The sequence below is a fragment of the Bacillus paramycoides genome (assembly GCF_001884235.1).
In the GTDB taxonomy this organism is placed as follows: Bacteria; Bacillota; Bacilli; order Bacillales; family Bacillaceae_G; genus Bacillus_A; species Bacillus_A paramycoides.
The window spans coordinates 22,433-48,131 of sequence record NZ_MAOI01000058.1; the positions used below are offsets into that span (position 1 = coordinate 22,433).

A 25,699-nucleotide genomic window follows, 5' to 3' on the forward strand; every position below is an offset into this window, starting at 1 on the left:
ATGAAAAAAACAACCTGTATCTCAATATTTTTTAAACTCTAGCAGGATTTTACTATAAATATTTGTATACACTATGGTTAAATACTCCACCAAAGGGAATGAGGATTATGCATGAATGGGGCTTGTCAGAAGAACTCAAAATAAAAACAAAGCAGATGATCGAAATTGCCGAAAAAGAATTATCAAATATGAGACAAGCAATCGATAAAGAAGATGAATGTATTTTATGTAAAATGGAAGATATTCATCATATGTTAACGAACGTACAAACGTTAGCGGCTACATATTATATTCAAGCCTACTTATCACCTTATACGGAAAGTTCGTATTTTATCACAACAGCTGTTCAACATTTAAGCACCCGAAAACACGGTGCTCTTATTGTTGTGGAACGAAACGATATTCTTGATTCTTTCATTCAAACTGGAACGACACTAAACGCACACTTAACCGCTCCACTACTCGAATCGATTTTTTATCCAGGTAATCCTCTTCATGACGGAGCCGTTCTTATTAAAAATAATCATATTGTCTCAGCTGCTAATATTCTTCCGTTAACGACAAGCACAGAAGTTGATTCTGAGCTTGGGACACGCCACAGAGCTGCAATTGGCTTATCAGAAAAAAGTGATGCACTTATATTAGTTGTCTCTGAAGAAACGGGCCGTACTTCATTTGCTTTAAATGGGACCTTATATACGATTTCTTTATAAGAAAGGTCTTTCACCATGTAGCACCTTTTTTGAACTGTACAATAGTAAATGAAGTTATATCGACTTACTAACAAATAGGTATACCGTATCAATAAGAAAAGTTATTCTTCTATAAAATGCTCATCAAGTATTGCAAATGTATGTACTATTGCTCCAGCTGGTCCTAAATCATGTGTTCCTATCATTTCAAATATTTCAGCAATGTTTTAAGTGCAACAATTCTCACTTCATAAATTGCTAATTTTTTTGTACTTGAAACATGTTCAGACCTCTTTCATGACGATTATATTTTTCTGCTCTGTGATACTTCGGACTTTTGTTTTATATCTATTTTTAAGAAATAGTAAAAAAGGTACTTTAGAAATCCTATCTAAAGTACCCTTTTATTAAAAATCTATTTTATTATAAAGAATAATTCGAGACTGCAAAATGATAGAAATATAACATACTATCAAAATTATTTATCATTATTAATATCAATATCACACATAGAGCAACTACTTTTATACGTCTCATCACTTTAAAGCCATATGCCAATAATAAAGGTATTGTAAATACCATATGCGCGCCATAAATAAATGCTTCAGATGCTCCGAAACCAACAATTCCGTGTAAAACAATATTAAATAATAAACATAAACTTAAAAACCTTACGAAAGGTTCTTTTCTAAAATTCCTCCAGACAACTACCATTAGAGAAGCATACACAGATACAATCGCAATCCAACCCATTATAGTATGCGATGGGAGCATATTTAATTGCGCAAATTGCTCACCTTGTCTTAAAGTAACCTCCGAAAACGGTCCAAAGATGAATGAAGATCCCAATAACAAATGAAATACTAGTATATACTTAGACCCTACATATTCCTCTGAAAAACTTTGATTCCCTGTAAATTTAATATTAGTATTGATCACATCAATAAGTGATATATTATTTTCTATAATTACTAATACGAAGAGCAGAACGACCACAACGATCGAAATACCAGTCCAAATGACCCTTTTCTTTATTGTTTTATAACTCATTACACTACCTAAAAACCACATAAACGAATTAGTTAATGTAACCCCCGATATTCCTATTGCCAATAACATATTAGCAATGCTGAATCCCGTTTTCGCTTCTTTTTCTCCTGTAATGAATGGATAGCACACAAAGCACATAAGTACCAATGTAAAATTCGCATAGACAAAAGATTCTGGTGTCCACGTAATAACTAACAGAGTAGCTGAAAATCCGTACATGACCGCTAGTAGGAAAGAAACAATTGCGTTCTTACAAATTTTACAGCATAACATGTAAATCATAACTACACTTACCGTACTTAAGAACGCTTGAAAAAATATAATACCTTGCACTACATTTTTTACACCTAGTGACGATAGCACTGTTGCTATTCCCTCAGTTATAAAATTTAAAAATGGGTGTCGAAACAACACTTCATCTGCAATCGGTATTTTAGACAAGAAAAAACTTAAAATATAATAACCCTGATCAAAAGAAAAATACATATCATACCAGGAAGCTGTTAACATCTTAGAGTCGTTTTCCATTTTCCAACCGATAAAAGAATAAAATGAACAATAAAAAACGAAAAGGACAAGGGCTAATATTCCCTTTCCTTTATAACCATTCCAAATATTCAATACTTCTTCTCCTCTCTAAGGTAAAAATACCATAATTAAATGTGCTACATACCCAATAACTGTTCCTAACATCAATCCACCAAAAATCTCATGCCAATGATGTCCCTGGCGCTCTCTTAATTTCTCTTCTTCCGAACTAATATGTTTATTCAACATTTTTGCATGTTTACCAACTGTACGTCGAAGTCCTGTGGCATCAATGATAACAATTGTTAAAATCGCCATTCCTATTCCAAACATCGGTGTATTAAAACCTTCATGAAACCCTATTGTCATGACCATACTTGATAAAATCGTTGTATGTGTACTAGGAAATCCACCGTTTCCAACTAAACGAAAAGCATCTTTTCCCGAACGAAGATAATTCACCAAAAATTTCAATACTCCCGAAGCTACCCAAGCGATAAATGGAAGTACACAATATAAATATGTTCCCATTGCTTTACCTCCTATGATTTTGCGATAAATAAAATCCCAATCACTATGAATACCATTCCAGCAATCTTCATGAAATTGATAGTTTCACCAAATAATAGTGCTGACGCAATAATAACAAATACATATCCAAAGCTCACCATTGGATAGGCATAACTTAGATCAACCTTTCTCAGTACAATCATCCATAATAATGCACTTAAACCGTAAAAAGCTAATCCAAAAAAGTTTGGTAAATTAACAAAATTCATAATACCTAAAGCCGCTGAATTTTGCGATTTCATTGCACCAAACTTTAATAAAATTTGTCCTACAACTCCCATACAAACTGATAACATAATCATTAAAAATTGTTGCATCTCTATACTCCTTAACTGTTTTTATTCCAAATAAAAAACGTTTAAGACACTCTTCTTAAACGTTTTAACAAACCCGAATAGAGTAATTAAAAGTTCAATAGTATAATAATAACTGTTATCGCGTATAACAACACTGTTATTAGAATATGCTGATCCTCTAATAAAACTTTATCAGGTTCTCCACCTTTATCTTCCATGTGAACTAAATATAAATAACGAAAGATCCCGTAAATTACAAATGGAATTGTCCACATTAAATAGATACTTTTCCCTGCATTAAAAGTAAAAATAGCGTAAGTAACGATTGTACTTAATTGATCTAATAAAGCAGGAGAGTAACTTTCTAATACTTTTCTATGAGAACCTTTATTAGCCTGTAACAACACTAATTCATGTCTTCTTTTATTAATAGCCAAGAATAGTGACAGTAATAATGTGCATAATAAAAACCATGGTGTAAATGGCACTTGAATGACTAATCCCCCGGCTAATGCCCGTAAAACAAATCCAGCTGCAATAATTAAAAGATCAATTATTACAACATGCTTTAGACGAATTGAATACGCTACATTTAAAGTGAAATATACAGCTAACACTAAACACAATAATGGGTTTAATACATATGAAACTACTAAAGACGCTACTAAAATAACGCAGCCTGCAATAATAGCAAAATACGGATTTAAAGCACCCGATGCCATCGGTCGATATCGTTTAACAGGGTGTTGTCGATCCGCCTCAATATCCATAAAATCATTTAAAATATAGACACAGCCAGATATCGCACAAAATAACGCAAAACAAATTGCAGCTTGTGCTACCATAGTTAAAGATACTTGTTTTATAGAAAAGACTAGCGCTGCAAATACAAGCAAGTTTTTAGTCCATTGCTTCGGGCGTAACTGTTTAAAAAACAATACAACTATATTCTGTTGAGATAAAGTTCCTTCTCTCATAATAATAAGAGAGCTTCTATTCCTTTCACTCTCTTCCGTCCCTCCCTATTCAATTGTTATTTCTTTCTATTACAGGAAAGATTATACCATATAAATCTAACATTGAGAAACAGTTATTAAAGACTAATAAAGGGCTCTCTCCTGTATTGGTCTTTCTAAAAAATACAGGAGGAAGCCCCATCGATTATACATCCTATTTCAAATATTGACCACGAAACACCTGCATCGTTTCATCTTGGTTTAACATCGTTAACTGTTCTTCTGTAAACTTGCCATCTCCGACTTTCACTACATATACGTTTACTTTTTTCTTGCCCCATTGACTATACACATCTTGAACCGTATCGTAATACAAATCAAGCCTATTTCCTTTAATAGCGCCGCCTTTATCCGCTACAACTCCATATCCGTAACCTGGTACAAATAAAATTGTTCCAATTGGGAATACACGTAAATCAGCAGCTATCGTAGAATATAAATCTCTTTTCGCTTTAACACCTGAATATGTAATACCATACTCTGGATGCCCCGGCCTCTTACCAGTCGACTCAACACCTGATGTATAGCCTGTTGCAGTCATTTCTATAACACGATATTTAGACCAGTCATTTGCCTGTTCTAAAGCATTTATCACTTCTTTACTCGGAGCAACTTTTTTCTCAATTTCTGCTGCATGTACTTCTTTTGCACTCGTTTCTTCATATGATTTTATAATTTCTAATAAAGAAACTCCTGTGAAAGCCTTCCATGTTACGCATAATGCGAATGCAAGTAAACAAGTCATCATAATGCGAATACAATATCGTTTTAACATTTTTATATTCCACACTCCTTCATCGTTAATCATTCCCTATACGATAAAGAAATATGCAAAAGAAAATCTCCAATGAAATTGGAGATTAAAACATTTGATACCCACTTTTCCGAAGTTTCTTTATTACAACTCCCGCTAAAGCTGCTCCTACTAATCCAGTAGATAAAATAAACATATCTGCTTGTCCTAAATGCGATACACTCGTTCCAAATGAAGAAAATGTTTCTTTTGGTTTTGAAAAATAATCCCATACACTTGCTTTATTAATAATAAGCATACAAATAATTGGATAAACAATAACCATTACCCATGTAGCCCGCAAAATCATGTTGAGTAAAAATCCAATGCCAAAAAACAAAATAAAGAATAACATCATTGAAATAAGTAGTACCGGTATACTCACTTCTTCTCCCTCTCCTTCGCATACGCCGTAAACACATGATAAGCCGTGTAACCAAATTGCTCTCCTGGATTTAATGTTTTATCCATCTCAAGATGCGACTCTGCTCTTCCTTCTAATAAATATTTAATGAGTACAGAAGTATTTTGATCATCTGCAATATTTTCTGGACGTAAAAAAGCTACTTCCGACAATTCTTTCTCCTGTACAATAACGTCTTCTCCCTCTGGCTCTAAAAGAAAAATAATCATATTATCGCTAATTTCATTACGAATGACACCCGAACGAATACCGATAATCCCCTTTACATGAGCAACAATGCCTGTCTCTTCTAAAATTTCACGTTTCACAGCTTCATCAACAGTCTCACCTTCATTAACAAAACCAGCTGGTAAAGACCACTGTCCTTTCAATCCACCGTATTTCTTCTTAACGAATAGCCATCTCCCATCTTTTGTAGCTACTAAGCCACTGACAGCTAACCACACTTTCCCTCGCTTCCCCATGACGTAACCTCCTCCGCCAAAACGGACAGAATATTCTTTCTTTTTTATATATTATACTATATTTTTAAATACACTGTGACTTTTCCTTTCTTAGAGTATAATATCCCCTTCCATATTTTTGATATAGCGTTAATAAAGAACTATACGGAAGGAGAAGCACATATGAAGAAAACGAAACAATGGCTTCGCGAATCTGCATTTTCTTTCTCTGGAAACGTAATTATTCTATATGTAATTTCTTTCGCTTCCCTTCAAGCTGGACTCATTTTCGGATTCAGACATTGGATTCATTCATTTCATGACACAACAAGCCTTGAAGAAAGTATTGCACCAGTCTTCCTCTCTCTTTTCATCCTCTTTTTATTACTATATCGGAAACGTGTATGATACAAAAAAAAGCAGAAACAGCTCATAGCCGTTTCTGCTTTTTCTACTATATATTAAAAGAACTTTAATTTACCTTTTTTAAGAACTAATAAAGGTCCACCAAGTAAGAATAGGTAACGGTTATCGATTACTTTCTTCATGAAGGAAGCTTTCCAACCTGTTAACTTTTTACCCATAACAACGCCCATTGCATCGTCATGACCTAATGAACATACAGATCCTTTATTATCAAATGCGAATTTTTTCATTTCACCTTTGCCACGAACTAATACAGTTAAGTTGTGTGCGATGTTATAACCTTGTTGAATTGCAATTTGTGCTGTTGGTGGGTATGGACGGTTAATCTCTTCATTGATGATTAACGCTGCGTCACCAACCATGAATACATCTTCATGACCTGGAGCATGCATAAACTCATCCACTTTAATACGTCCGCGCATTGCTTCAAATCCAGACTCTTCTACAATACCGTTACCACGAACACCTGCAGCCCAAACTACAGTTTCAGATTTAAGAAGTTCAGAATCATCACCGTTTGCAACGATAATACCTTCTTCAGTTGCTTCTTTAATTGCTGTACCGATGCGGAATTCTACACCTTTTTTCTCAAGTTGTTTTACGGCGTATTCTACTAGTTCTGGATCAAAACCAGGAAGTGCCGTTGGAGCAGCCTCTACACAGATGATGCGTGCTTTTTCACGTGGAATATCGTACTTTTTGCAAAGTTCAGGAATACGATTTGCAAGCTCACCTACATACTCGATACCAGTAAATCCAGCACCACCAACAACGATTGTTATTAACTCATCGCGTTTTTCAGTCGCATATTGAGCGAATTTTTCTTCCATATGCTCACGAATTTGACGAGTTGCATTAATGTTAGTGATTGAGAATGCATGCTCTTTTAATCCTTTAATTCCGAACGTTTCTGACTCGAAACCAAGTCCGATTACTAAGTAATCATACTCTAATTCACCATTTTGTAAGATAACACGTTTTTCAGCAGCTTTAATTTCTACTACTGTATCTTGTACAAAGTTTACTTTATTTGTATCGATAACGTCTTGAATATCTAGACAGATTTTATCATCCTGTAATGTACCAGCTGCACTCTCGTGTAACCAAGTTGCTTGGTAGTGATAGCTGTTGTTGTTTACTAACGTAATTTCAGCTTCACTTACAGATAATGTTTTTTGCAGACGAACAGTCGTAATCATCCCACCATAACCTGCACCTAAAACTACGATTTTTGGAGTCTTCACCAAATCACAACCCTTTTCTTTATATAATAGTAATGAAAAAATAATACCAAGTACTAAAATCTCTATTTGTCAAGAATGTGGAATTTATCACATTCTATATCGTAACAAAACGCAGTCAAAAAATCGTACGAAATTTGTCATAGAAAATTAACATAATACTTCCCTATATTAGTCGGTTTTATTCTAGAATTCAAGCGTCTGGGGAATTATCAATATTTTAAAATAACATAGCGTTTTCAAGGGTTTTCCATCCTTTTTTTCATGTATTTTCCTTTCGCTATATTTTATACAATTCTAAAACGTCTATGCATAAACTTACTTATAATTCAGTCGTTTTCAGAAGTATTATTAACTGAAGTATGCTATCATTTATTTTGAAAGTGTCATCATTTGCAGGATTTTCGTGTACATATGAACAATATATGAAATCAATATTAATTTTCCATCTATAGGGGGAATGAAAATGACAGAAAATCAAAAAGTTTACGACATAACAATAATTGGTGGTGGCCCAACAGGACTATTCACTGCATTTTATGGCGGAATGAGACAGGCAAGTGTAAAAATTATTGAAAGCTTACCTCAACTTGGTGGACAATTATCCGCACTATATCCTGAGAAATACATTTATGATGTAGCTGGATTCCCGAAAGTACGCGCACAAGAGTTAGTTGATAACTTAAAAGAACAAATGAAGAAATTCGATCCAACTGTTTGTTTAGAAGAAGCTGTTGATACGCTTGAGAAACAAGCTGATGGCATATTTAAACTTGTTACTAATAAACAAACTCACTATTCTAAATCTGTCATTATTACTGCTGGTAATGGTGCTTTCCAACCACGCCGCTTAGAATTAGAAGGCGCGACAAAATACGATAAGAAAAACTTACATTATTTCGTTGATGATATGAATAAATTTGCTGGAAAACGTGTCGTTGTATTTGGCGGCGGTGACTCAGCAGTAGACTGGACAATGATGTTAGAACCGATTGCAGACAAAGTTACAATCGTCCATCGCCGTGATAAATTCCGTGCACATGAACATAGTGTAGAAAACTTAATAAATTCCCGCGCAGAAGTAAGCACACCGTATGTTCCAATTGAACTTATTGGTGAGGACACTATTGAGCAAGTCGTTCTTCAACACGTAAAAACAGAAGAAAAAGTTATCATCGATGTTGATGACGTAATCGTAAACTACGGTTTCGTTTCTTCTCTTGGTCCAATTAAAAATTGGGGCTTAGACATTCAAAAGAACAGCATTCTCGTGAATTCGAAAATGGAAACAAATATTCCGGGCATTTACGCTGCTGGTGACATTTGTACATATGAAGGAAAAGTAAAACTCATTGCTTGTGGCTTCGGGGAAGCACCGACAGCAGTAAACAACGCAAAAGCTTACTTTGATCCAAACGCAAAACTTCAACCAATGCATAGCTCAAGTATGTTTTAATATAGAAATAAAAAGAACTCCTTTCACGTATGGAAGGAGTTCTTTTCTTTCTTATAAAGATTCTTAATCCAAATTATCTCAGTCCTTTAAACTGCTAATAGTAAAGCACTCCCTCATTTCATACTCTCTCCTAAAAAAACACTACTTTTTCCCAAAAATATGTTACAATAAAACAGAACAAACGTTCCTTATTTAATAAAGGAGGTTTTACAATGAAAGAACCTATTATCGTAAAAAAAGAAGCTTTCCGGGCTATCGGCGTTTCTATTACGACGACAAACGAAGAAGAGGCGTCTACTGAAGGAAAAATTCCAAAGCTTTGGGATCGCTACTTCCAAGAACAAATCATGCATCACATTCCAAATCAACAAACAAAAGAAACATGTTCCTTCTATTCAAACTATGAATCAGATGAAACTGGTACATACAAATTTACAATTGGCATGCCCGTTTCTTCATTAGAAGATGTTCCTGAAAATATGACAGCTTTAACAATACCTGCCGCAACGTATGCAGTATTTACAACAAGAAAAGGCCCTGTATCCGAAGTTATTTGTGAAGCTTGGGAATATATTTGGCAATGGTCGAAAGAAAACAAACGTGCTTTCACAACAGACTTTGAGCTTTATGACGAAAGAGCAATGGATCCAAATAACGCACAAGTAGATATTTATATTGCATTAGCTTAAAAAAAGGTGCCCTTCGGCATCTTTTTTTGTCGTTAAATAGCTACTGGGCAAATTCATTATTATTGTCTACAATGAGAAAGTGCAGTATAGAAATATTAGAAACTGTATAAAACGATTGTTAATAGGTTTTAGTCTAAAATTGGTACATAGAAAGGAAGCAATATGGAGGAACTACAACAAAATAAATCTGCTTTAGAAGGAAGCGGAAAGCCGTTATTGAAAAATACGAATTTCCTTTTTCTTTGGGCAGCTACTCTCTTTTCAAGCTTTGCTTTAGCCTTTTTTACTTTTTCACAAACATGGTACATAGCAAAAACATTAAACCTTGAAGCTTCACTCGGTATTGTTTTCGTGGCACTTAGTGTCCCAAGGCTCATTTTTATGATTGTCGGCGGCGCAGTAGCTGATAAATTCCCGAAAAAGAACATTATGTTTTACTCTAATATTATTCGTGCTATTCTTGTCGCAACCATTCTCACATGGTTCATCGTCGGTGATGTAACACTATATACATTTGCTTTGTTCGCTTTATTCTTCGGACTTGCTGATGCTTTCTTCTGGTCCGCAGACGGATCTATTCTGCCTGAACTCGTAGAAAAAAGCCGTTTAACACAAGCGAATTCACTTACACAAATGACAAACCAAGGATCGGTTATCTTGGGCCCTGTACTTGGCGGAATTCTCATTAAATTTACGAACTATGAAACAATTTTTTCAATTACAATCCTGCTACTTATTATCGCTGCAATACTCGTTCAAAAAATACAATTTACAGTGCCCGAAAAAACTGAAGCAGATAAAGGCATGTTTACTTCTATTAAAGAGGGAATTTCATATGTAAAAGAATCACCATTTCTTTCAACTTTCCTTATTTGTAGCGCCTTTTTAAACTTATTTTTAATCGGTCCGATGCAAGTAGGCTTCCCACTCTTCGTCAAAAACGTGCTGCACGGTGACTCACTCCAGTTTAGTTACTTAGAAGCAGCTGTTGGTGGCGGGATGGCAATAGGCGCTGTCATTGTCGGATTAAAAAATATTAATCGTAGACGCGGGCTATTTTGTATTATCATGATGCTACTGTCTGGTGTATTCTTCCTATCCATCAACTTTAGCACCGTACTCTGGCAAGCATTATTAGCTGGAATGTTTTACGGCATTACAATTGCAATGGCTATCGTTCCACTTATGGCAATGATTCAATCAACAGTAAAAGAAGAAATGATGGGACGCGTTATGAGTTTACTCATGCTTTCATCAATGGGATTCATCCCGCTCTCTTACGCATTTACATCGCTTGCACTTGGGATAGGCATTCCAATTGTAACAGTTATGAAAAGCGGTGCAATTGCCGTTATCGTCTTCGTACTATTTGTAGCAATTCGTGTTCCAGTTGTAAGGAAATTCGATTAATCACCGAGAGTCATGTATTATACGCATGACTCTTTTTTAAATGGATCGAATAACGGTATCCCCTTACTCCGCCTCAAAGCCGCTCCCCATTCTAATCCAATTTCTAAAAATAAATCTCGCATCGTACTATACAAAAGCGCTCCAACATCTTTACGAATTTCTCCGTACTTATACGCCCTCACAACACTTTTCACCCGCCAAATTAAATTTCCATGCACTTCTTCATCAGCTAAGATCTGCTCTAATAAAACACATTGCTCTAGTAATCCGCTTTTTTTATAAGCAAGCTCTACTTTACTCCAAAGTGTATTAATCTTCTTCGGATGACTCGTCATCGGTATAAGTGCGTATATAAAAGGCTTCGGTATATCATGGCGACAATACGTCTCATCAAGCTCGTACGTTATTACTCTTTTCTCTTTTATTTGTGGAATGTTTTTAGAAAGAATTGTTTCCCTCTCATTTTTTTGCTCATTTCCACTACAGCCATCCGTACAATCACCACTTTCACATGCGGACATTTCCATGCGGTCATCCATACGGTCAATCGCAGATTTAAGAAAAACATATAAATTTGCACTATACCCGCCACGCTTATACCTTTCTTTTGTCGCAATACGCTTTATAATTCCCATCTCTTCTAACTTTGCAATCGAACGGCGTACAGTACGAATACTCTTTCCGATTTTCGTCGCAATCGTCTCCATTAATGGACAAGCAACACCAACGGTTTCGTTCTTTTCATTAACCGCATACTTTCCTAAAAAATGAATAACGAAAGAATCTGTCTTATTTAGTTGAAATTGATAGCATTTAAAAAGTTGTTTTTGATATGCATTAAACTCCTCTTTACTTCGAAATTCACTATATGGTTTCATTAAGTTATATAAGTTTCCCATTTTTATCACCTCATCTATATGTAGGAAACAGAAATGGAATTTGGCGTGATATTTAATATTTTTTTATTGGAGATGAAAATATGATTGTAATTAGCGCTTGTTTAGGTGGTATTGCTTGTCGGTATGACGGCAACGACAATCTCGTTTCAAAAATAGAGGAGTTATTACAAAGAGAAGATACGATACTTGTTTGTCCCGAAGTATTGGGCGGCTTACCGACACCTCGTCCTTCAGCTGAAATTATTGGTGGGAATGGCGATGACGTTTTAGATGGAAAAGCAAAAGTGATGACGAAGGAGGGACAAGATGTCACGGAGGCTTTCGTGCATGGTGCTTATAAAGCATTAGAACAAATAAAAGATTTAAATCCAGAATATATTATTTTAAAAGAGCGTAGTCCATCTTGTGGTAGTTCTACTATTTACACAGGAGAATTTAACGGTAATAAACAAACTGGTTACGGGGTAACAACAGCTTTATTTAAAAGAAATGGATTTAAAGTCATTTCAGAAGAAGATTTTGAGAATGAAAAAAGGAATTGACTACGCTCGTCAATTCCTTTTCCTCATTCTTTATTTCACACCTAATTTTTCTTTCACTTTCGCAGGAAGCTCGTCTTTCTTCACTTCTTCCCAAGCCGTTACACCTTTTTTATCTGAGTAGTATACGCGTAAAAATGCTTCTTTACGAAGATTTTTTTGTGCAGTAAATTCTAATTCTTTCTCTTTACCATCTTTATCAAAACCAGTTAGCTTATATTGGTAATCTTTATATGGCTCACCATTATCAGATTTACCATTATACTCTTTTCCATCTACTGTAATTTGAACGTAATACTCATCTTTCCCTAAACGGTTAATATCACAGCCAACTAAAAGGCTTGCAAATACAACTAAAATACTAAAAAGTGCAATATATCTTTTCAATTCCTTCACCCCATATGCTTTCTTATATTGTTATCTTAAAGCCTAAGCTTTAAAGAAGAAATTCAAAAACATGACATGAACATTACACTTTTGTAAGATAATAATTATTTCTTCACTCTAGAAACAGTCATCCCGTCACCAATTGGAATCAGTACGGATTCTAAATTTGGATGAGTTGCTACCGTTTCATTAAATTTCTTCATAATTTCTGTATAACGTTTCCGCTTCGCATCTTCATCTACTACACTACCAGCTAAAACATTATCTGTAACAATTAAAGCACCCGGCTTAGCAAGTTCAATGCAGTACGTTAAATAATTTTCATAGTTCTCTTTATCAGCATCGATAAAAAAGAAATCAAATTGTTTATTATCCACGGCTAATTTTTCGAGACTTTGTAAAGCAGCACCAATCATATACGACACTTGTTACGGATTTTATCATGCAATCTCCTTTAACACATGCATTAGTTGAACAACCTAAGGCTGCTTCGGTAGCCATTTTTTTGTACCAACTGGTAGTTTAGTTTTCAATATGTGAAAAGGGATTTCTAAGTGATGAATTGAATATATATTTACCGTTTACTAATTTTTAGGAATTCCCTTTATGGGAGATAAATTTTACTGTATTGCTGTATATCAAGTGCTTAATGAAGAAAGACTAGGAGCTTCGCACGATTCTATAATAACTTATAGTGATGCTGTAACGGGATTTCCTATAGTGCGATAAGGTATTTTTTAATTCATTTATTATAGAAATTGCAACACTCTTCCTCAAGAATTATTTCTTTTGGGTGAAAGTTTTTTTATTATATAAGTTTCATTCTGTCATCATTTAAAGTTGTCGAGAGGAGAAATAATATGAATCCTATTTTATTAGATGTTCCGTTACAAATAGAAACAGACAGACTTATTCTTCGAGCACCACTTCAAGCTGGTGAAGGGAATGTAGTACACCAAGCTATTAAAGATTCAATTAATGAATTAAAGCAATGGTTGTTTTTATTCCAGTCAATCCCTACTGTTGAAGAAACGGAAATTCTCCTGAGAAATGCGCATATAGATTTTTTGAAAAGAGAAAGCTTTCGCTATCTTATCTATCATAAGGAGACAAATGATTTTGTTGGAACTGCCAGCCTTCACGGAATTAATTGGAGTATTTCTAAATGTGAAATTGGCTACTGGATTAACACGCAATTTAGTGGCAATGGATATATGACAGAAACAGTAAGTGCGTTAACAAACCTTGGATTTCAATCATTTAAATTTAGAAGGATTGAAATACGATGTGAATGTACTAACACGAAAAGTCGTACGATTCCTGAAAAACTAGGTTTTGAGCTTGAAGGTATATTACGTAATGAAGATCTTTCAGCTGACGGCAAACAACTAACTGATACATGCATCTATGCAAAGGTAAATTAGATTAAGATTTTAAAATTCCTTGTACAACTACAGCATGCGATAGTTGTACAACGTATCTTAAGGTCGGTTTCCAATTTTGGAAGGCGGCTTTTTTGATTTTTTATAACGAACGGTGTCATAATAAACTACGCAAAAAGGAGTTAAAGTTCACGTATTAAACATAGGACTACTGGAAAATACGATTGATGGGGCGCTTCTTTATTCAAACACTGTTGGCAGTTGCGGATATTTGGGGCTAGCATTCGCCACCTTTGTAATACACTCTTTCTTGTTTAACGGCAAAAGAAAAGACCTCCCTAACGATTAAAATTCATCGCTAAGAAGGTCATTTTCTATTTCGACTAAAAACTTAGCACTCTTCCGGCTTACCAGCATTCGACGCTGTACGGAAAGATGATCCACATCCGCATGATGCAATTGCGTTTGGATTGTCGATTGTGAATCCGCCGCCAAGCATAGATTGTTTATAGTCAATTTTTACTCCTTTAACAATTGGAGCACTTTCTTTATCGATAACAAATTCAACACCGAAAAACTCAAGAACTGTGTCGTCTTCTTTTGGTTCTACTTCAAATCCTAAGCCGTAAGAAAGACCACTACATCCGCCGCCGTGTACAGCAAGGCGCACGTACTTCTCTCCATCTTCAGCATCTTTTAACATATCTTTAATTTGAAAAGCTGCTTGTTCTGTTACTTCAATCATGAAATACACCATCCTTTCTGTTCTTATTCTATTATACATCTTTACGCTTCTATCTTGTACTCATACACTCCGCGGCAAATTACTTCCGCAGGTCCCTTCATTAACACATTCCCTTCTTCTGTCCATGCGATCATTAAATCGCCGCCAGCTAAATGAACCGTAATTTCCTTACCACGTTCCATTTTCCCATTTAAAATAGCTGCAACGACAGCGGCGCATGCTCCTGTCCCGCAAGCTTGCGTTACACCAGATCCACGTTCCCAAACGCGGAAGTTCATCTCTTCATCGTTTAAAATCTCGATGAACTCAACATTTACTCGCTCTGGGAACATTTCATGCGTCTCAAGAACTGGACCTAACGTTGTAAGGGGCGCCTTTTCTACATCATCAACAAAAATAACCGCATGCGGATTTCCCATTGAAACAGCTGTAAATGCATAACGGTGATTATTGTATAAGAAGTTTTCACGAATAAATGGTGTTTCTCCTTCACCAAGCATCGGGATCTCTTCACGTGTTAAACGAGGTGCTCCCATGTCAATTTTCGCTAATGTAACTTTTCCATCCTCTACCGTTACTTCTGCGGTAACAATACCAGCTAACGTTTCAATTGTGAACACTGGTTCCTCTACTAGTTTATGCTCATACGCATATTTCGCTACGCAGCGTAAACCATTACCACAGCTCTTTCCTTCTGAACCATCATTATTAAACATGCGCATTTTCACTGGCGCTACATCAGAAGGACAAATTAAAATCATTCCATCTGCGCCAATACCAGTATTAATATTTGAAACCTTTTCCGCTACAAGAGCTAAATCTTCTTCGCGAATTTGTTCTTCAAACATATTTACATATATATAACTATTGCCAAGACCATGCATTTTTGTAAAAGAAAATTGGCTCATTTTTATTCACTCCAAAAATAATTTATTATTTCAAGTATAAAATGCATGCTTTTAGAACACAATATGAATGTCCCCCGTTTCTCATATTTGACAACGTTTTGGCGATAAGCCATTCTTACACAAATCGTGTAAGAAAAAAGCCCTTCTAAAAAGGGCCTTTTTTTGTTTAAACAAACATTACCGCAAATAGCGGAATAAATAGCAAAAGAAAAAGACGTTGCCTATTTGCAACGTCTTAAAACATTGGATTTTCATCCAAATAATCATATACATTATTTACAAGTTCTTCTACTGTTGTACCTTGTACAACTTCACCATTTACAAGTGCAAATGGACCTTCAAAACAAATACCACAATATCCTAAACAACCATATTCCATTACGTCTAAATTAGGATCCTTTTCTAATTTTTCTAAAGCTGCTTGTGAGCCACTTGCAAGGTTACCTACACAAAATTCGATTAATGGTTTAATCAAAACTCTCCCCCCTATATCTCTAAACAAATTACCCTTTACTTTCGCGGGCAATAGCATATATGCCTCAAAACGAAGTACATGCCTAATTGGTAAAAATGGATAAGTAACCTTATCTACTTAATCCCATTTCATTTTATTTATAAGAAGAAAACTAAGCTGTTTCTTGTTGTGTTCGTTATACATTCTAAACTATTTAGTTACTTCACTGTTTCACTTCAAAATAGATGTCTTTTTTTATGTAACATGCTGCTCATAATGAAATAGTAACTAGAAAATGAAAACAGTTTACTTTACTTTTCTTCTTATTGTACAACAGAGTATTCATTCATGCATTGTTATTTGTTCACAAATTCGATATAATTTGATTGAGTAAAGTCAAAATATTTTTTCAATATAAAATTGTATGATTAGGGGATATTTCAACAGAAAAGGGGTAATCCATCATGAAACACCTCGTACTACTAGGTGGCGGCTACGGTGGAATGAGAATTCTTCAGCGGCTACTTCCAAGCAATCAACTTCCAGATGATGTACAAGTGACATTAATCGACAAAGTACCATATCATTGCTTCAAGACTGAATATTATGCATTAGTTGCGGGTACAATTTCAGAAACGCATATTCGCATACCGTTTCCTGAACATCCACGTCTCAATATTCAATATGGTACAGTAACAAATATTGATCTTGAAACAAAAGCTGTTCATCTCGATGGCGGCGAAACAATCCAATATGATGATTTAATTATCGGGCTTGGCTGTGAAGATAAATATCATAACGTTCCTGGGGCGAAGGAATATACACATAGCCTACAATCGATTGAACAAACACGCAAAACATATGAACGATTAAATAGCTTAGAACCAAATGCAACAGTAGCTGTCGTTGGGGCTGGTTTAAGCGGCGTTGAAGTAGCAAGTGAACTTCGCGAGAGCCGTTCTGATTTAAAAATCTATTTATTTGACCGAAAAGATAGGATTTTATTCCCATACCCAGAGAAGTTAAGTAGATACGTAGAAGAATGGTTTGTAAAACATAACGTTACCATTATACGAAACTCTAACATTACAAAAGTGGAACCAAACATTGTATACAACCACGATGAACCACTTGAATGTGATGCAATCGTATGGACGGCTGGTATTCAAGCAAATGCAGTTGTTCGAAATCTTCCAGTTGAACAAGATGGTAGCGGACGGGTTGTTTTAACAAAATATCACAATATTCCAAACAACGAGCACGTTTATGTTGTAGGGGATTGTGCAGCACTTCCACACGCACCATCTGCTCAACTTGCTGAGGGTCAAGGAGAACAAATTGTCCAAATATTATTAAAACGTTGGAATAACGAACCACTTCCTGATGAACTGCCTGTTATTAAATTAAAAGGAGTTCTCGGCTCTCTCGGTAAAAAGCACGGATTTGGTTTACTAGCAAACCAACCATTAATGGGACGTGTTCCTAGATTATTGAAGTCCGGTATTCTTTGGATGTACAAACATCATAACGGTTAATACTTTAAAGGCTGCCTACATAGTAGACAGTCTTTTTATATTCATCTAAAAAGAAAATTTTTGTACAAAATAATAATTTTCAGAAATAATTTTCTCAATATAGATTCATAAGATTTTCCATTTTTATATTAAAAACTGTCGATGACAAAGTGTATGCTATATGTAAGAGTTATTTCAATTTATTATTTTCTTTAGGACCGAATGCGTTCGGTCTTATTTTTTATGCTATAAATACTATACATATAGGGGGCATTCCGTTTCACTTATGAACTTAACAAAACTAAATAATCGAATAGAAGTGAAAAAGAAAGAATTAATCCACCTCGTTGAAAAATATGGATTTACTCACGATAAAGTCATTTCTCTCAGTCAAGACTTAGATCGTTTGCTAAACTTATTAACGAAGCTAAATACTTCCGTCTCAAGACTCCCTAGCACCACAAGCAAAGAAAAAAGATGTTCCTTCTAAATACACTTTATTTTTCTATTTTTCTCTCTTTTTGATACGATATAACTAGAATCAGAAAGGAGTAAATTATGTTTATATTAAAAGACATCAAATATAAAGATATTCTAAACATTCCTTATTTACAAATTCATAAAGAAAATATCACTTGTATTATCGGAGAGAGCGGTAGCGGAAAAAGCACGTTACTTCGCATGCTAAATGATTTACAATCCCCAACATCCGGCACAATTGAATATAACGGAAAATCTATTTTAAATTATCCTCCCATTCAATTACGCCGTGAAGTTGTCATGCTCGGACAAACTCCGCCTATTTTTGATGGGACGATTAAAGATAATTTATTAATGGGACTTCGCCTTTCTGAAAAACCATTTCCAAATGACGATTCTTTACAGGGCGCATTAACGACTGTAAGCCTAGATAAACAATTAGAAGATAGCGCCTCCTCTTTATCAGGCGGTGAAAAGCAAAGACTTGCTTTCGCTCGCATTATACTAATGGATCCACCCGTCTATTTATTAGATGAACCAACTTCGGCATTAGATAGTGACACTGAACGCCGCGTAATGAAACGATTTACTGAACTAGCAAGAGAAAAGAAAAAAACAGTTATCTTCATCACGCATTCGCAACAACTTCCAGAAGAAATTGCAGACGATATTATTGAAATTAGTAAAACAAATGGTGCTACTCGAAAGGAAGTGCTCTCAGTTGAAGGGCGTTATTGAACTCCAAATTTGGCAACTTGCCGCTGCATATATTTTCATTCTTATTTTAATCGGACTTGTGAAATTAAAAGGAATACCGCGTGAGAAACAAATTACAATTGCAACATTCCGTATGACCATTCAGCTCGTACTTGTTGCATATATTCTTACATACGTATTTGAAAACAGTAATCCATTTTATACAATTGCTCTCATTACTTCTATTACTACATTTGCAATTTTTAACATTTATAAACGAGTTAATATTCCGATGTCAAAAGAATTAAAACGAGTAGCCGCTATTTCCATGATTGCTGGATCAATCGGGCCGCTTCTACTATTTATCTTTGTTATTATCGGACACGATCCTTGGTATGCTCCGCAATATATCGTTCCAATTACCGGAATGTTAGTCGGGAATGCAATGACGGGAGTTTCTCTCGGAGCAAATACGTTCTTAAACAATATGAAATCGCAAAGAAATCATATTGAAGGTGCACTTATGCTCGGGGCAACTCCAAAACAAGCAGTTGCTCCGCTCATAAGAGACGCTTTTGATTCTGCTATTTTACCGACAATTAATTCCATGGTCGGAATGGGAATTATAAGCCTTCCAGGTATGATGACAGGACAAATTTTATCCGGTGTATCACCATTTACAGCTATTCAATATCAAATCGCAATTATACTTGGCATTTCTGGAAGTACAGCTTTCTCTGTCATTATCTTCTTACAACTTGGATATAAAACGTTCTTTAATAAGCGGTGTCAGTTGAATGAAGTTGAAAGGCACTCATAAAAAAACTAGTATTAAATAAGATGGCTGTAAGTAGGAGGAGCACAATGAAAAGTAGCGAAAATTTATACCATGAAGGGAACTATCGCTTTTGGCTTAACACAAAAACAGGTAGTTTACGAATGAAATTAAACGGTGATAAAGAATTATATACTATACCAAAAAACTCAAAATTGTACGATCGACTTATGAATGACTTTTTTAGCAATTCCGTAAAAATAGAAGAAAGTAAAGCTGACTAATCATAGCTAGCTTTGCTTTCTTCTATTTCCCCATGTCTCCATCCATTCTCCCAAAGACCAATCACACAGTTTATTATCATCCGTAAATTGCTTCAAGTTAACCTTTACCTAAATTAAAAATAAAAAAACATTCCATAAGTAACAGATGTACTTAAAGGAATGTCTTTTCTTTTCTTTTCTTTACTAACCTTACGCCTTCTTAACGAACTGTGATTTTAACTTCATAGCTCCGAAACCGTCGATTTTGCAATCAATATCGTGATCTCCCTCAACTAGACGAATACTCTTTACTTTCGTACCAATCTTTACAACTGAAGAAGTTCCTTTTACTTTTAAATCTTTAATTACAGTAACAGCATCGCCATCTTGAAGAACGTTTCCATTCGCATCTTTTACAACTTTTGCACCATCATTATTTTCAGCCTCTGCTTCTTGGCCCCACTCATGAGCACATTCTGGACATACGAAAAGAACGCCATCCTCATACGTATATTCTGAATTACATTTTGGACAATTTGGTAAAGTAGCCATAAATTCATTTCCTCCGTTCATTATTTATACGTAAAAATCAAATCTGATTTTTACATCTCGATAAATAAAATTTGTATAGCATTTCTTTATACTGCCATAGTCTCACGTTATTGACAAGCCTACCTCAAATTCTCATTTTTTATTGTATTTTACAAAATTTTAATTAGTATTCCGGTTTTCTACAAATAAAAAGAAGAACCTTCACAAGATTCTTCTTTTCTATTCTAAATAAACGAGTTTTTCTCTAGAAAAACCACATATTTTCTTCAACGTAAATTTGATACTCTTCTTGTTCTTCTTCACTTAATTTCTTATTATTTAAATACACCTCTTGCCATTCGAAGTAATCATCATTTAAATATACAGCGAATTTAATTTTCACATTCTTTTTTTCTTCAAAATCATAGCCAGTAAATTCTACTACATCATAATCTTTTTCTTTCTTAACATACTTCCAATTTGGATTATCCGTTATAGTTTCTAAAGCATCTCCTTCAAGACTTAAACGAACAACGTTTTTAATATTCGGTTCAGTTGGTAAATAAGATAAGCCAAAACTAATTGCACCAAATACCGCAATTACTATCGCTTGTAAACCAAGCATAACTCCGATATGAGCGCCGCCCTTTGATTGTAAATAATACTCTTTCTTATAATCAGGCACATCTTCTGCCTTATGTAAAATACGAACAATATGCTTATAATATAAACGATTTCCTTGCCATCCAGTAAATAGCATGGTTCCAACATATATTATAAAATCTATCCACATTGGCATATCAATAAAAACAGGTGTAATTAAAGTAGGTACTCCTATTAATGTAAGTATAATAAATAACTTATACATTTTACGATAAGCTAACCAAAAATGCGGAAAGATAAATGCTACCCAATTCCACGTATTTTCTTTCTCAGGATTCTTCACTTGTCCCCATTTAAAGTCGTAATACGCCGTATTCTTGCGCACAACTTTATGTAATTCTGGCGAAGAAATTTTTCCCTCTACAGCAGTTTCCTTCACATACATCATCCTTCTCTTATTTCTATATAATTTTATTGTAAAGAAATAAAAAGAAGGAATCTAACAAAAAGTAGCCATATTTCATGAAAATGAACAGAAATTGAATATATTCCGACAATTCCTCATTTTATATTCCATTTTATCATTAAATATATTAGAATACTTATATATAAAACATTTAATACACCATGTTAAACATTTTATATGTTTAACAAAAAAGAACCCCTTTTAGAGTTCTTTTCCCTATTTTAATTACAGATACTTATGTCAAATTACTATTCCACTATTGTACCCCAACCGTCTATTACATAATGTTTCACATGAAACTACACATATTCCGTATTACCTTTCTATCATTCAAGATTGGTTTCAAACATGGACTTCATATAAAAATTTAGTAAATACAAATAGACATTCCATTACTCCAATACTATCTGTCGTTCCGATATTACAAGAAAAAGCATTTTTGCTTCTTACATGTTTCGCTTTCTACAACTTAAAACAGTACGAACAAGCTAATCACTACTTACAGCAATATTTACATTGCTCTGTGCATCTTAATAACGAGAAAAAAGAGCCGATATTCTTTCATAAAGTTGATATGTATATGAAAAAACTACTAGAAAACGCAATGTGATTTCACATTGCGTTTTCTACTAATCCTTTATAACAGTTCTATATTTTTCGTTTTCCCATCAATCGCTAGTTCTTCTAAATCACCTGCTATACTTGCTAAGTCTTTCATAATCTTCGGCTGATCACCAATTGGAAACATTTTATCCTCTCCTACCACTTCCCCCTACACTCCTCTATCACACTAAGCAAATACCTCTTCGTCATATCAGCCCTTCTCCAACTTGAGAGCTTTCGCTTTTCTTTTGGATTATGTCGTATTCGCTCTACTTCTTTTAATAAAGGTTCCCATTTATGAGGGTAAAACTCTAACATATACTGTAATCCTCTATCTTTTGAAACGATCGTTTTATGCTCTAACGTATATAAAATACGCCCCATTGTAACGACAGCTGATTCTACCCATTCTTCTATAAAAAATAAATAGGGACGCTTCGCTTTTTCACTCCAGTAATGTTCTACATTATATTTCATCGTATTTACTACATCATCCCATTTTATTTGAAACGGGAGTTCATCTGCTTCTTTCCCGATAACAGTAATACCTTGGTTTTTCAACGTCCACCATGTGACCGCATTAATATCCCAATGGCCAATATCTGCCTTACCATCTGCGCAATATACGTACTCGTCCATTTCATGATTATATTTTCCTAAGTCAGCAAGCGGAATATACATACCGTCCATTCTTTTACCTAACGTATTTTTACTAAGTTTTTTATGCAGTTCTATAATTTGTTGTTTTTCAGCTTCATTCACGGAATCACTTATTACCGTAACAAAGTCAACATCGCTCGTTTCTATATGAAATGCCCCTAAAGCAATGGATCCATAAACGTATACGCCGACTAACTTTTCATCCGAAAAGATTTCTCTTAATTCTACTATGTACCGCTTCATTAACTGCTTTACTTCTTCTGGCAAAGCATGTTTTATTACATTTTCCATATCTATCCCTCCATATAAAAAAGCCTTTGCAAATTCGCAAAGACTTCCTGCTTTATAAATATTTCTCGATTTCTTCATAAACATCCTTCAAACGTGGATTTCCTTCTCCAACGATTTCACCATTTACAAGAACGACTGGATAAAATAAATCTTCTTCCACCACTCGCTCTGCGAATGCTTTTTTATCTTTATCTTCTTGATCTTCTTGAATATCAATATACTCGAACTTAAATTTATTTTCTTGTCCTTCATATTTACGACCAATCGCCGCTTGTAACCACTCAAACGTTTCTGTTGAAGATGGCATTCCAACGCAGCTTGCACAAATTACTTTCGCCCCATACACTTGAACATTAACCATTTCTTCTCCCCCAATTCTTTGTCCTAACAGTATATTCAGATGACTTACTACATAAGCACATCGTTTTACAAATTCATTCTATACCCCTATACTGAAAAAACACGTTGTAAACATGATACAATATTTCGACAATAAAACAAGAACAGAAAAAATAGATTTTCCTCTGTATCTTGATTATAATAAAACTGATGAAAGGAGTCGATAAAAATGGAAAACCCAAATATGCAAGAACAAGTACTAGAAGTATTAGATAAATTACGTCCGTTCTTACTTCGTGATGGCGGTGACGTTGAATTAGTAGATATTGAAGAAGGTATCGTAAAACTACGCCTTATGGGTGCATGCGGAAGCTGCCCAAGTTCTACAATCACACTAAAAGCTGGTATCGAGCGCGCACTACTTGAAGAAGTACCAGGCGTTATTGAAGTAGAACAAGTATTTTAATTAAAAGCAGGAGCGGATCGTTCAAAATGTGAGGGGGATGGAGCTTCTGACATAGAGGCGCTTTTTGCCTCGGCGGAAGAAGTGAAGCCACCGAACATTTTAGCCGCTGGAGCTAGATATCATTTAAAAGCAGGAGCGGATCTTTAGAACCCCTTCTCAAAAAGAGACCAATTTTGGTCTCTTTTTTCGCATGCACTTCTCCTCCAAATAGTAAATCCGCACCTCACCACTTTTAACATCATAAAACATAATTGGAAATCCTTCTCAAAAAATGTGATAATTATTTATATAGTAAATCGTTCACAGAAAGAAAAGTAAAACATAGGGGGACGACACATGCCAAAAATTATAAATATCTCTTCTACACTTCAAGAATTAGAACAGAAAAAAGAATATTTATTAAGCCTTTCACCCGTTATACCGACATGGAATACGAGCTATCAATTTTTATTTAAAGAAATTCAGCAAGAATTATTAAATAAGGTAAATGAGAAAATTGAAAGACATCAACTCATTTTAAATATATGTACAGATCAAAAAGTAGGAGCATAATTTATTACATAAAATTGCGGTATAAAAAAGAGACCTCAATCGGCCTCTTTTTTATACTTTTAAGATAGCCAATCTAATTTCCTAATCCCTAACTTATCAACTGGTAAGCGAAAGGATTCATAAAAATGCTTCATAAATTGCTCAGAGCGGTTCACATCGTGTAAAATGGCTTCTAAGCGATCTCTATATATGCCTTTTTGCTCTTCGTTTCCTGTTTGATAATATCGTTCGACTGTTTCAAAATAGTGAAGCGGGAACAGGAGCCTTGCGAATAATAAGCGCCAACCAAATGAGGATAGCGAATAATTACGTTCATAATCTGTAATGAATTGAACTACGGTTTGCTCCCAGTCTTGCTTTTTTTCTATCATCATGTAGCGAATCCATTCTGCTATATCTCTACTTGGGTGATCGTACACCCAATCAAAAGGAAGTTTGAGACGCTTCGTTTGATGCCATAATAAAGGTGTAAATCGTTCCTGGCAAATGGTTGCTGCGTCAGTTATTTGTGGTGTATCATCCATTTCTGTATCGACAACATATTGAATAGCATTTTCTGCAACTCCTAAGTAATACGGGAAGGATTCAATAAACAATTGATCGAATACATCTGAAGGATGGTTCATCACTTGCGATTGCCAAAACTTTTCTAATTGATCGAGCCTTTTTTCCCATAACGCTTTCCATTCACCAATGCGGCTTAATTGCTCAACTTCTTCTGGAAAGAATGCACCACGTTTATGGAATATAGAAAGCTCGCTTCCTAATGATGTAGCATGTCGCTCTAACATACGCATACCTTTTAATAAGCAATAATTTTTTTCTTCTATCTCACTCACATAGTAGCCGTGTATAGTCGGAACGAAAGTCGCAACAGTTATATCCCCTTGCTGGTTCATATAATCACTGAGCTTTTTCATCTCTACAAGTACTTCTTCCTCCATTTCTCCAATTGGAACAAGTACATAAATTTTGTTGCGAATCCAAAAGCTTTTATAGGGGCCAAGGGGGATTAATTCTTTAACATGCATGTGATAATGCTCATAAATATGCTGAATCATCGCAGTCGCCACCTATGGTTTTTCTTTATATATATGAGCTTGTGCTCGCCT

At 34.9% G+C, this 25,699-nt stretch carries 32 protein-coding genes and 3 pseudogenes; 15 read left to right on the forward strand and 20 right to left on the reverse strand.

Annotation, left to right across the window (positions count from 1 at the left end; all coding sequences use genetic code 11):
• The first annotated feature begins 107 nt into the window (after positions 1–107).
• Positions 108–713: a sporulation-specific diadenylate cyclase CdaS gene (gene cdaS, locus BAU28_RS08605; protein WP_071718333.1), complete on the forward strand. Its 606-nt coding sequence runs from the start codon at positions 108–110 to the stop codon at positions 711–713.
• A 402-nt stretch (positions 714–1,115) separates the two neighbouring features.
• Here cdaS and BAU28_RS08610 read toward each other — a convergent pair whose 3' ends face one another.
• From BAU28_RS08610 to BAU28_RS08640, 7 genes are all read right to left on the reverse strand, one after another.
• Entirely contained in the window at positions 1,116–2,363 is a 1,248-nt protein-coding gene (locus tag BAU28_RS08610) for a DUF6080 domain-containing protein (RefSeq protein WP_071718334.1), read from the reverse strand.
• Positions 2,364–2,378: 15 nt separating this feature from the next.
• Positions 2,379–2,801 carry a divergent PAP2 family protein gene (locus BAU28_RS08615; protein WP_033714045.1) on the reverse strand — a complete coding sequence of 141 codons (423 nt, stop codon included), beginning with the start codon at positions 2,799–2,801 and terminating at the stop codon, positions 2,379–2,381.
• Between the two features lie 11 nt (positions 2,802–2,812).
• A complete protein-coding gene (locus BAU28_RS08620; protein ID WP_071718335.1) occupies positions 2,813–3,157 on the reverse strand; it encodes an SMR family transporter in 345 nt (114 codons plus the stop codon).
• Between the two features lie 86 nt (positions 3,158–3,243).
• Positions 3,244–4,113: a decaprenyl-phosphate phosphoribosyltransferase gene (locus tag BAU28_RS08625; protein WP_071718336.1), complete on the reverse strand. Its 870-nt coding sequence runs from the start codon at positions 4,111–4,113 to the stop codon at positions 3,244–3,246.
• Positions 4,114–4,306: 193 nt separating this feature from the next.
• Positions 4,307–4,927 carry a 3D domain-containing protein gene (locus BAU28_RS08630; RefSeq protein WP_071718366.1) on the reverse strand — a complete coding sequence of 207 codons (621 nt, stop codon included), beginning with the start codon at positions 4,925–4,927 and terminating at the stop codon, positions 4,307–4,309.
• A gap of 85 nt (positions 4,928–5,012) precedes the next feature.
• Positions 5,013–5,330 (reverse strand): YuiB family protein, encoded by a 318-nt coding sequence (locus tag BAU28_RS08635; protein WP_002174012.1) that lies wholly within the window; start codon positions 5,328–5,330, stop codon positions 5,013–5,015.
• Positions 5,327–5,833, reverse strand: coding sequence for an NUDIX hydrolase (locus tag BAU28_RS08640; RefSeq protein WP_025149562.1), 507 nt, complete (start codon positions 5,831–5,833; stop codon positions 5,327–5,329). Before BAU28_RS08640 ends, BAU28_RS08635 begins: the two co-directional genes overlap by 4 nt.
• Positions 5,834–5,995: 162 nt before the next feature.
• Between BAU28_RS08640 and BAU28_RS08645 the strand changes: the two genes are divergently transcribed.
• Positions 5,996–6,220 (forward strand): hypothetical protein, encoded by a 225-nt coding sequence (locus BAU28_RS08645; RefSeq protein WP_071718337.1) that lies wholly within the window; start codon positions 5,996–5,998, stop codon positions 6,218–6,220.
• A 53-nt stretch (positions 6,221–6,273) separates the two neighbouring features.
• Here BAU28_RS08645 and BAU28_RS08650 read toward each other — a convergent pair whose 3' ends face one another.
• Positions 6,274–7,482: an NAD(P)/FAD-dependent oxidoreductase gene (locus tag BAU28_RS08650; RefSeq protein WP_071718338.1), complete on the reverse strand. Its 1,209-nt coding sequence runs from the start codon at positions 7,480–7,482 to the stop codon at positions 6,274–6,276.
• Positions 7,483–7,945: 463 nt separating this feature from the next.
• On the opposite strand from BAU28_RS08650, the gene BAU28_RS08655 reads away from it, so the two are divergent.
• The 3 genes from BAU28_RS08655 (at position 7,946) to BAU28_RS08665 (ending at position 11,034) form a co-directional block, all read left to right on the forward strand.
• Positions 7,946–8,935, forward strand: a complete 990-nt coding sequence (locus BAU28_RS08655; RefSeq protein ID WP_071718339.1) for an NAD(P)/FAD-dependent oxidoreductase — start codon at positions 7,946–7,948, stop codon at positions 8,933–8,935.
• A 212-nt stretch (positions 8,936–9,147) separates the two neighbouring features.
• Complete coding sequence (locus tag BAU28_RS08660; RefSeq protein ID WP_048375316.1) at positions 9,148–9,624, forward strand: GyrI-like domain-containing protein; 477 nt, start codon at positions 9,148–9,150, stop codon at positions 9,622–9,624.
• Between the two features lie 162 nt (positions 9,625–9,786).
• Complete coding sequence (locus tag BAU28_RS08665; protein WP_071718340.1) at positions 9,787–11,034, forward strand: MFS transporter; 1,248 nt, start codon at positions 9,787–9,789, stop codon at positions 11,032–11,034.
• 17 nt (positions 11,035–11,051) lie between these two features.
• Here BAU28_RS08665 and BAU28_RS08670 read toward each other — a convergent pair whose 3' ends face one another.
• Entirely contained in the window at positions 11,052–11,933 is an 882-nt protein-coding gene (locus BAU28_RS08670; protein ID WP_071718341.1) for a helix-turn-helix domain-containing protein, read from the reverse strand.
• A gap of 80 nt (positions 11,934–12,013) precedes the next feature.
• On the opposite strand from BAU28_RS08670, the gene BAU28_RS08675 reads away from it, so the two are divergent.
• Positions 12,014–12,475: a 2-thiouracil desulfurase family protein gene (locus BAU28_RS08675; RefSeq protein ID WP_025149567.1), complete on the forward strand. Its 462-nt coding sequence runs from the start codon at positions 12,014–12,016 to the stop codon at positions 12,473–12,475.
• A gap of 30 nt (positions 12,476–12,505) precedes the next feature.
• On the opposite strand, the gene BAU28_RS08680 is transcribed toward BAU28_RS08675, so the two are convergent.
• Both BAU28_RS08680 and BAU28_RS08685 read right to left on the reverse strand, forming a co-directional pair.
• Complete coding sequence (locus tag BAU28_RS08680) at positions 12,506–12,859, reverse strand: YxeA family protein (protein ID WP_071718342.1); 354 nt, start codon at positions 12,857–12,859, stop codon at positions 12,506–12,508.
• A gap of 104 nt (positions 12,860–12,963) precedes the next feature.
• A pseudogene (locus tag BAU28_RS08685) lies at positions 12,964–13,287 on the reverse strand (O-methyltransferase); the annotation flags it as partial.
• Between the two features lie 432 nt (positions 13,288–13,719).
• Here BAU28_RS08685 and BAU28_RS08690 point away from each other — a divergent pair.
• Positions 13,720–14,283 (forward strand): GNAT family N-acetyltransferase, encoded by a 564-nt coding sequence (locus BAU28_RS08690; RefSeq protein ID WP_071718343.1) that lies wholly within the window; start codon positions 13,720–13,722, stop codon positions 14,281–14,283.
• Between the two features lie 349 nt (positions 14,284–14,632).
• On the opposite strand, the gene BAU28_RS08695 is transcribed toward BAU28_RS08690, so the two are convergent.
• The 3 genes from BAU28_RS08695 to BAU28_RS08705 form a co-directional block, all read right to left on the reverse strand.
• Complete coding sequence (locus BAU28_RS08695) at positions 14,633–14,986, reverse strand: HesB/IscA family protein (protein WP_000573821.1); 354 nt, start codon at positions 14,984–14,986, stop codon at positions 14,633–14,635.
• A 41-nt stretch (positions 14,987–15,027) separates the two neighbouring features.
• Entirely contained in the window at positions 15,028–15,894 is an 867-nt protein-coding gene (gene dapF, locus BAU28_RS08700; protein ID WP_048375328.1) for a diaminopimelate epimerase, read from the reverse strand.
• A 235-nt stretch (positions 15,895–16,129) separates the two neighbouring features.
• Positions 16,130–16,369, reverse strand: coding sequence for a YuzB family protein (locus BAU28_RS08705; protein ID WP_025149573.1), 240 nt, complete (start codon positions 16,367–16,369; stop codon positions 16,130–16,132).
• A gap of 443 nt (positions 16,370–16,812) precedes the next feature.
• On the opposite strand from BAU28_RS08705, the gene BAU28_RS08710 reads away from it, so the two are divergent.
• The 5 genes from BAU28_RS08710 to BAU28_RS08730 all read left to right on the forward strand — a co-directional run bounded on the left by BAU28_RS08710 (position 16,813) and on the right by BAU28_RS08730 (position 20,097).
• On the forward strand, positions 16,813–17,883 hold the full coding sequence (locus BAU28_RS08710) for an NAD(P)/FAD-dependent oxidoreductase (protein WP_071718344.1): 1,071 nt from the start codon (positions 16,813–16,815) through the stop codon (positions 17,881–17,883).
• 265 nt (positions 17,884–18,148) lie between these two features.
• On the forward strand, positions 18,149–18,352 hold the full coding sequence (locus tag BAU28_RS08715; protein ID WP_053081453.1) for an aspartyl-phosphate phosphatase Spo0E family protein: 204 nt from the start codon (positions 18,149–18,151) through the stop codon (positions 18,350–18,352).
• Between the two features lie 68 nt (positions 18,353–18,420).
• Complete coding sequence (locus tag BAU28_RS08720; RefSeq protein WP_071718345.1) at positions 18,421–19,080, forward strand: ABC transporter ATP-binding protein; 660 nt, start codon at positions 18,421–18,423, stop codon at positions 19,078–19,080.
• Entirely contained in the window at positions 19,064–19,858 is a 795-nt protein-coding gene (locus BAU28_RS08725; protein ID WP_048375332.1) for an ABC transporter permease, read from the forward strand. Before BAU28_RS08720 ends, BAU28_RS08725 begins: the two co-directional genes overlap by 17 nt.
• Positions 19,859–19,902: 44 nt before the next feature.
• The gene (locus tag BAU28_RS08730; protein ID WP_002174030.1) at positions 19,903–20,097 is read left to right on the forward strand and encodes a hypothetical protein; all 195 of its coding nucleotides are present in this window, start codon (positions 19,903–19,905) and stop codon (positions 20,095–20,097) included.
• A gap of 189 nt (positions 20,098–20,286) precedes the next feature.
• Here BAU28_RS08730 and phnA read toward each other — a convergent pair whose 3' ends face one another.
• Together phnA and BAU28_RS08740 are read right to left on the reverse strand one after the other, a co-directional pair.
• Complete coding sequence (gene phnA / locus BAU28_RS08735; protein ID WP_002174031.1) at positions 20,287–20,628, reverse strand: alkylphosphonate utilization operon protein PhnA; 342 nt, start codon at positions 20,626–20,628, stop codon at positions 20,287–20,289.
• 244 nt (positions 20,629–20,872) lie between these two features.
• Positions 20,873–21,658, reverse strand: a complete 786-nt coding sequence (locus BAU28_RS08740) for a DUF2628 domain-containing protein (protein ID WP_276561276.1) — start codon at positions 21,656–21,658, stop codon at positions 20,873–20,875.
• A gap of 286 nt (positions 21,659–21,944) precedes the next feature.
• Between BAU28_RS08740 and BAU28_RS30895 the strand changes: the two are divergent.
• A pseudogene (locus BAU28_RS30895) lies at positions 21,945–22,286 on the forward strand (DUF4304 domain-containing protein); the annotation flags it as partial.
• A gap of 30 nt (positions 22,287–22,316) precedes the next feature.
• On the opposite strand, the pseudogene BAU28_RS29780 reads toward BAU28_RS30895, so the two are convergent.
• From BAU28_RS29780 to BAU28_RS08755, 3 genes and pseudogenes are all read right to left on the reverse strand, one after another.
• Positions 22,317–22,424: pseudogene (locus BAU28_RS29780) on the reverse strand (leucine-rich repeat domain-containing protein); the annotation flags it as partial.
• An 11-nt stretch (positions 22,425–22,435) separates the two neighbouring features.
• Entirely contained in the window at positions 22,436–23,230 is a 795-nt protein-coding gene (locus BAU28_RS08750; protein ID WP_071718367.1) for a nucleotidyltransferase domain-containing protein, read from the reverse strand.
• Between the two features lie 52 nt (positions 23,231–23,282).
• Complete coding sequence (locus BAU28_RS08755) at positions 23,283–23,591, reverse strand: YuzD family protein (RefSeq protein WP_071718347.1); 309 nt, start codon at positions 23,589–23,591, stop codon at positions 23,283–23,285.
• Positions 23,592–23,798: 207 nt separating this feature from the next.
• Here BAU28_RS08755 and BAU28_RS08760 point away from each other — a divergent pair, with 207 nt between their 5' ends.
• Together BAU28_RS08760 and BAU28_RS08765 are read left to right on the forward strand one after the other, a co-directional pair.
• Positions 23,799–24,035, forward strand: coding sequence for a NifU family protein (locus BAU28_RS08760; protein ID WP_000431179.1), 237 nt, complete (start codon positions 23,799–23,801; stop codon positions 24,033–24,035).
• A gap of 336 nt (positions 24,036–24,371) precedes the next feature.
• Positions 24,372–24,587, forward strand: a complete 216-nt coding sequence (locus BAU28_RS08765; protein ID WP_048375342.1) for a hypothetical protein — start codon at positions 24,372–24,374, stop codon at positions 24,585–24,587.
• 59 nt (positions 24,588–24,646) lie between these two features.
• On the opposite strand, the gene yutH is transcribed toward BAU28_RS08765, so the two are convergent.
• Complete coding sequence (gene yutH / locus BAU28_RS08770; RefSeq protein WP_071718348.1) at positions 24,647–25,648, reverse strand: spore coat putative kinase YutH; 1,002 nt, start codon at positions 25,646–25,648, stop codon at positions 24,647–24,649.
• Positions 25,649–25,699 lie beyond the last annotated feature (51 nt).

What these genes read in the sequence shown, in the direction of transcription:
- cdaS (WP_071718333.1), top strand. Translation starts at nt 108, where the DNA reads ATGCATGAATGGGGCTTGTCAGAAGAACTCAAAATAAAAACAAAGCAG.
- BAU28_RS08615 (WP_033714045.1), bottom strand. Translation starts at nt 2,801, where the DNA reads ATGGGAACATATTTATATTGTGTACTTCCATTTATCGCTTGGGTAGCT.
- BAU28_RS08620 (WP_071718335.1), bottom strand. Translation starts at nt 3,157, where the DNA reads ATGCAACAATTTTTAATGATTATGTTATCAGTTTGTATGGGAGTTGTA.
- BAU28_RS08625 (WP_071718336.1), bottom strand. Translation starts at nt 4,113, where the DNA reads ATGAGAGAAGGAACTTTATCTCAACAGAATATAGTTGTATTGTTTTTT.
- BAU28_RS08630 (WP_071718366.1), bottom strand. Translation starts at nt 4,927, where the DNA reads ATGTTAAAACGATATTGTATTCGCATTATGATGACTTGTTTACTTGCA.
- BAU28_RS08640 (WP_025149562.1), bottom strand. Translation starts at nt 5,833, where the DNA reads ATGGGGAAGCGAGGGAAAGTGTGGTTAGCTGTCAGTGGCTTAGTAGCT.
- BAU28_RS08645 (WP_071718337.1), top strand. Translation starts at nt 5,996, where the DNA reads ATGAAGAAAACGAAACAATGGCTTCGCGAATCTGCATTTTCTTTCTCT.
- BAU28_RS08655 (WP_071718339.1), top strand. Translation starts at nt 7,946, where the DNA reads ATGACAGAAAATCAAAAAGTTTACGACATAACAATAATTGGTGGTGGC.
- BAU28_RS08660 (WP_048375316.1), top strand. Translation starts at nt 9,148, where the DNA reads ATGAAAGAACCTATTATCGTAAAAAAAGAAGCTTTCCGGGCTATCGGC.
- BAU28_RS08665 (WP_071718340.1), top strand. Translation starts at nt 9,787, where the DNA reads ATGGAGGAACTACAACAAAATAAATCTGCTTTAGAAGGAAGCGGAAAG.
- BAU28_RS08670 (WP_071718341.1), bottom strand. Translation starts at nt 11,933, where the DNA reads ATGGGAAACTTATATAACTTAATGAAACCATATAGTGAATTTCGAAGT.
- BAU28_RS08675 (WP_025149567.1), top strand. Translation starts at nt 12,014, where the DNA reads ATGATTGTAATTAGCGCTTGTTTAGGTGGTATTGCTTGTCGGTATGAC.
- BAU28_RS08690 (WP_071718343.1), top strand. Translation starts at nt 13,720, where the DNA reads ATGAATCCTATTTTATTAGATGTTCCGTTACAAATAGAAACAGACAGA.
- BAU28_RS08695 (WP_000573821.1), bottom strand. Translation starts at nt 14,986, where the DNA reads ATGATTGAAGTAACAGAACAAGCAGCTTTTCAAATTAAAGATATGTTA.
- dapF (WP_048375328.1), bottom strand. Translation starts at nt 15,894, where the DNA reads ATGAGCCAATTTTCTTTTACAAAAATGCATGGTCTTGGCAATAGTTAT.
- BAU28_RS08710 (WP_071718344.1), top strand. Translation starts at nt 16,813, where the DNA reads ATGAAACACCTCGTACTACTAGGTGGCGGCTACGGTGGAATGAGAATT.
- BAU28_RS08715 (WP_053081453.1), top strand. Translation starts at nt 18,149, where the DNA reads ATGAACTTAACAAAACTAAATAATCGAATAGAAGTGAAAAAGAAAGAA.
- BAU28_RS08720 (WP_071718345.1), top strand. Translation starts at nt 18,421, where the DNA reads ATGTTTATATTAAAAGACATCAAATATAAAGATATTCTAAACATTCCT.
- BAU28_RS08730 (WP_002174030.1), top strand. Translation starts at nt 19,903, where the DNA reads ATGAAAAGTAGCGAAAATTTATACCATGAAGGGAACTATCGCTTTTGG.
- phnA (WP_002174031.1), bottom strand. Translation starts at nt 20,628, where the DNA reads ATGGCTACTTTACCAAATTGTCCAAAATGTAATTCAGAATATACGTAT.
- BAU28_RS08740 (WP_276561276.1), bottom strand. Translation starts at nt 21,658, where the DNA reads ATGATGTATGTGAAGGAAACTGCTGTAGAGGGAAAAATTTCTTCGCCA.
- BAU28_RS08750 (WP_071718367.1), bottom strand. Translation starts at nt 23,230, where the DNA reads ATGGAAAATGTAATAAAACATGCTTTGCCAGAAGAAGTAAAGCAGTTA.
- BAU28_RS08755 (WP_071718347.1), bottom strand. Translation starts at nt 23,591, where the DNA reads ATGGTTAATGTTCAAGTGTATGGGGCGAAAGTAATTTGTGCAAGCTGC.
- BAU28_RS08760 (WP_000431179.1), top strand. Translation starts at nt 23,799, where the DNA reads ATGGAAAACCCAAATATGCAAGAACAAGTACTAGAAGTATTAGATAAA.
- BAU28_RS08765 (WP_048375342.1), top strand. Translation starts at nt 24,372, where the DNA reads ATGCCAAAAATTATAAATATCTCTTCTACACTTCAAGAATTAGAACAG.
- yutH (WP_071718348.1), bottom strand. Translation starts at nt 25,648, where the DNA reads ATGATTCAGCATATTTATGAGCATTATCACATGCATGTTAAAGAATTA.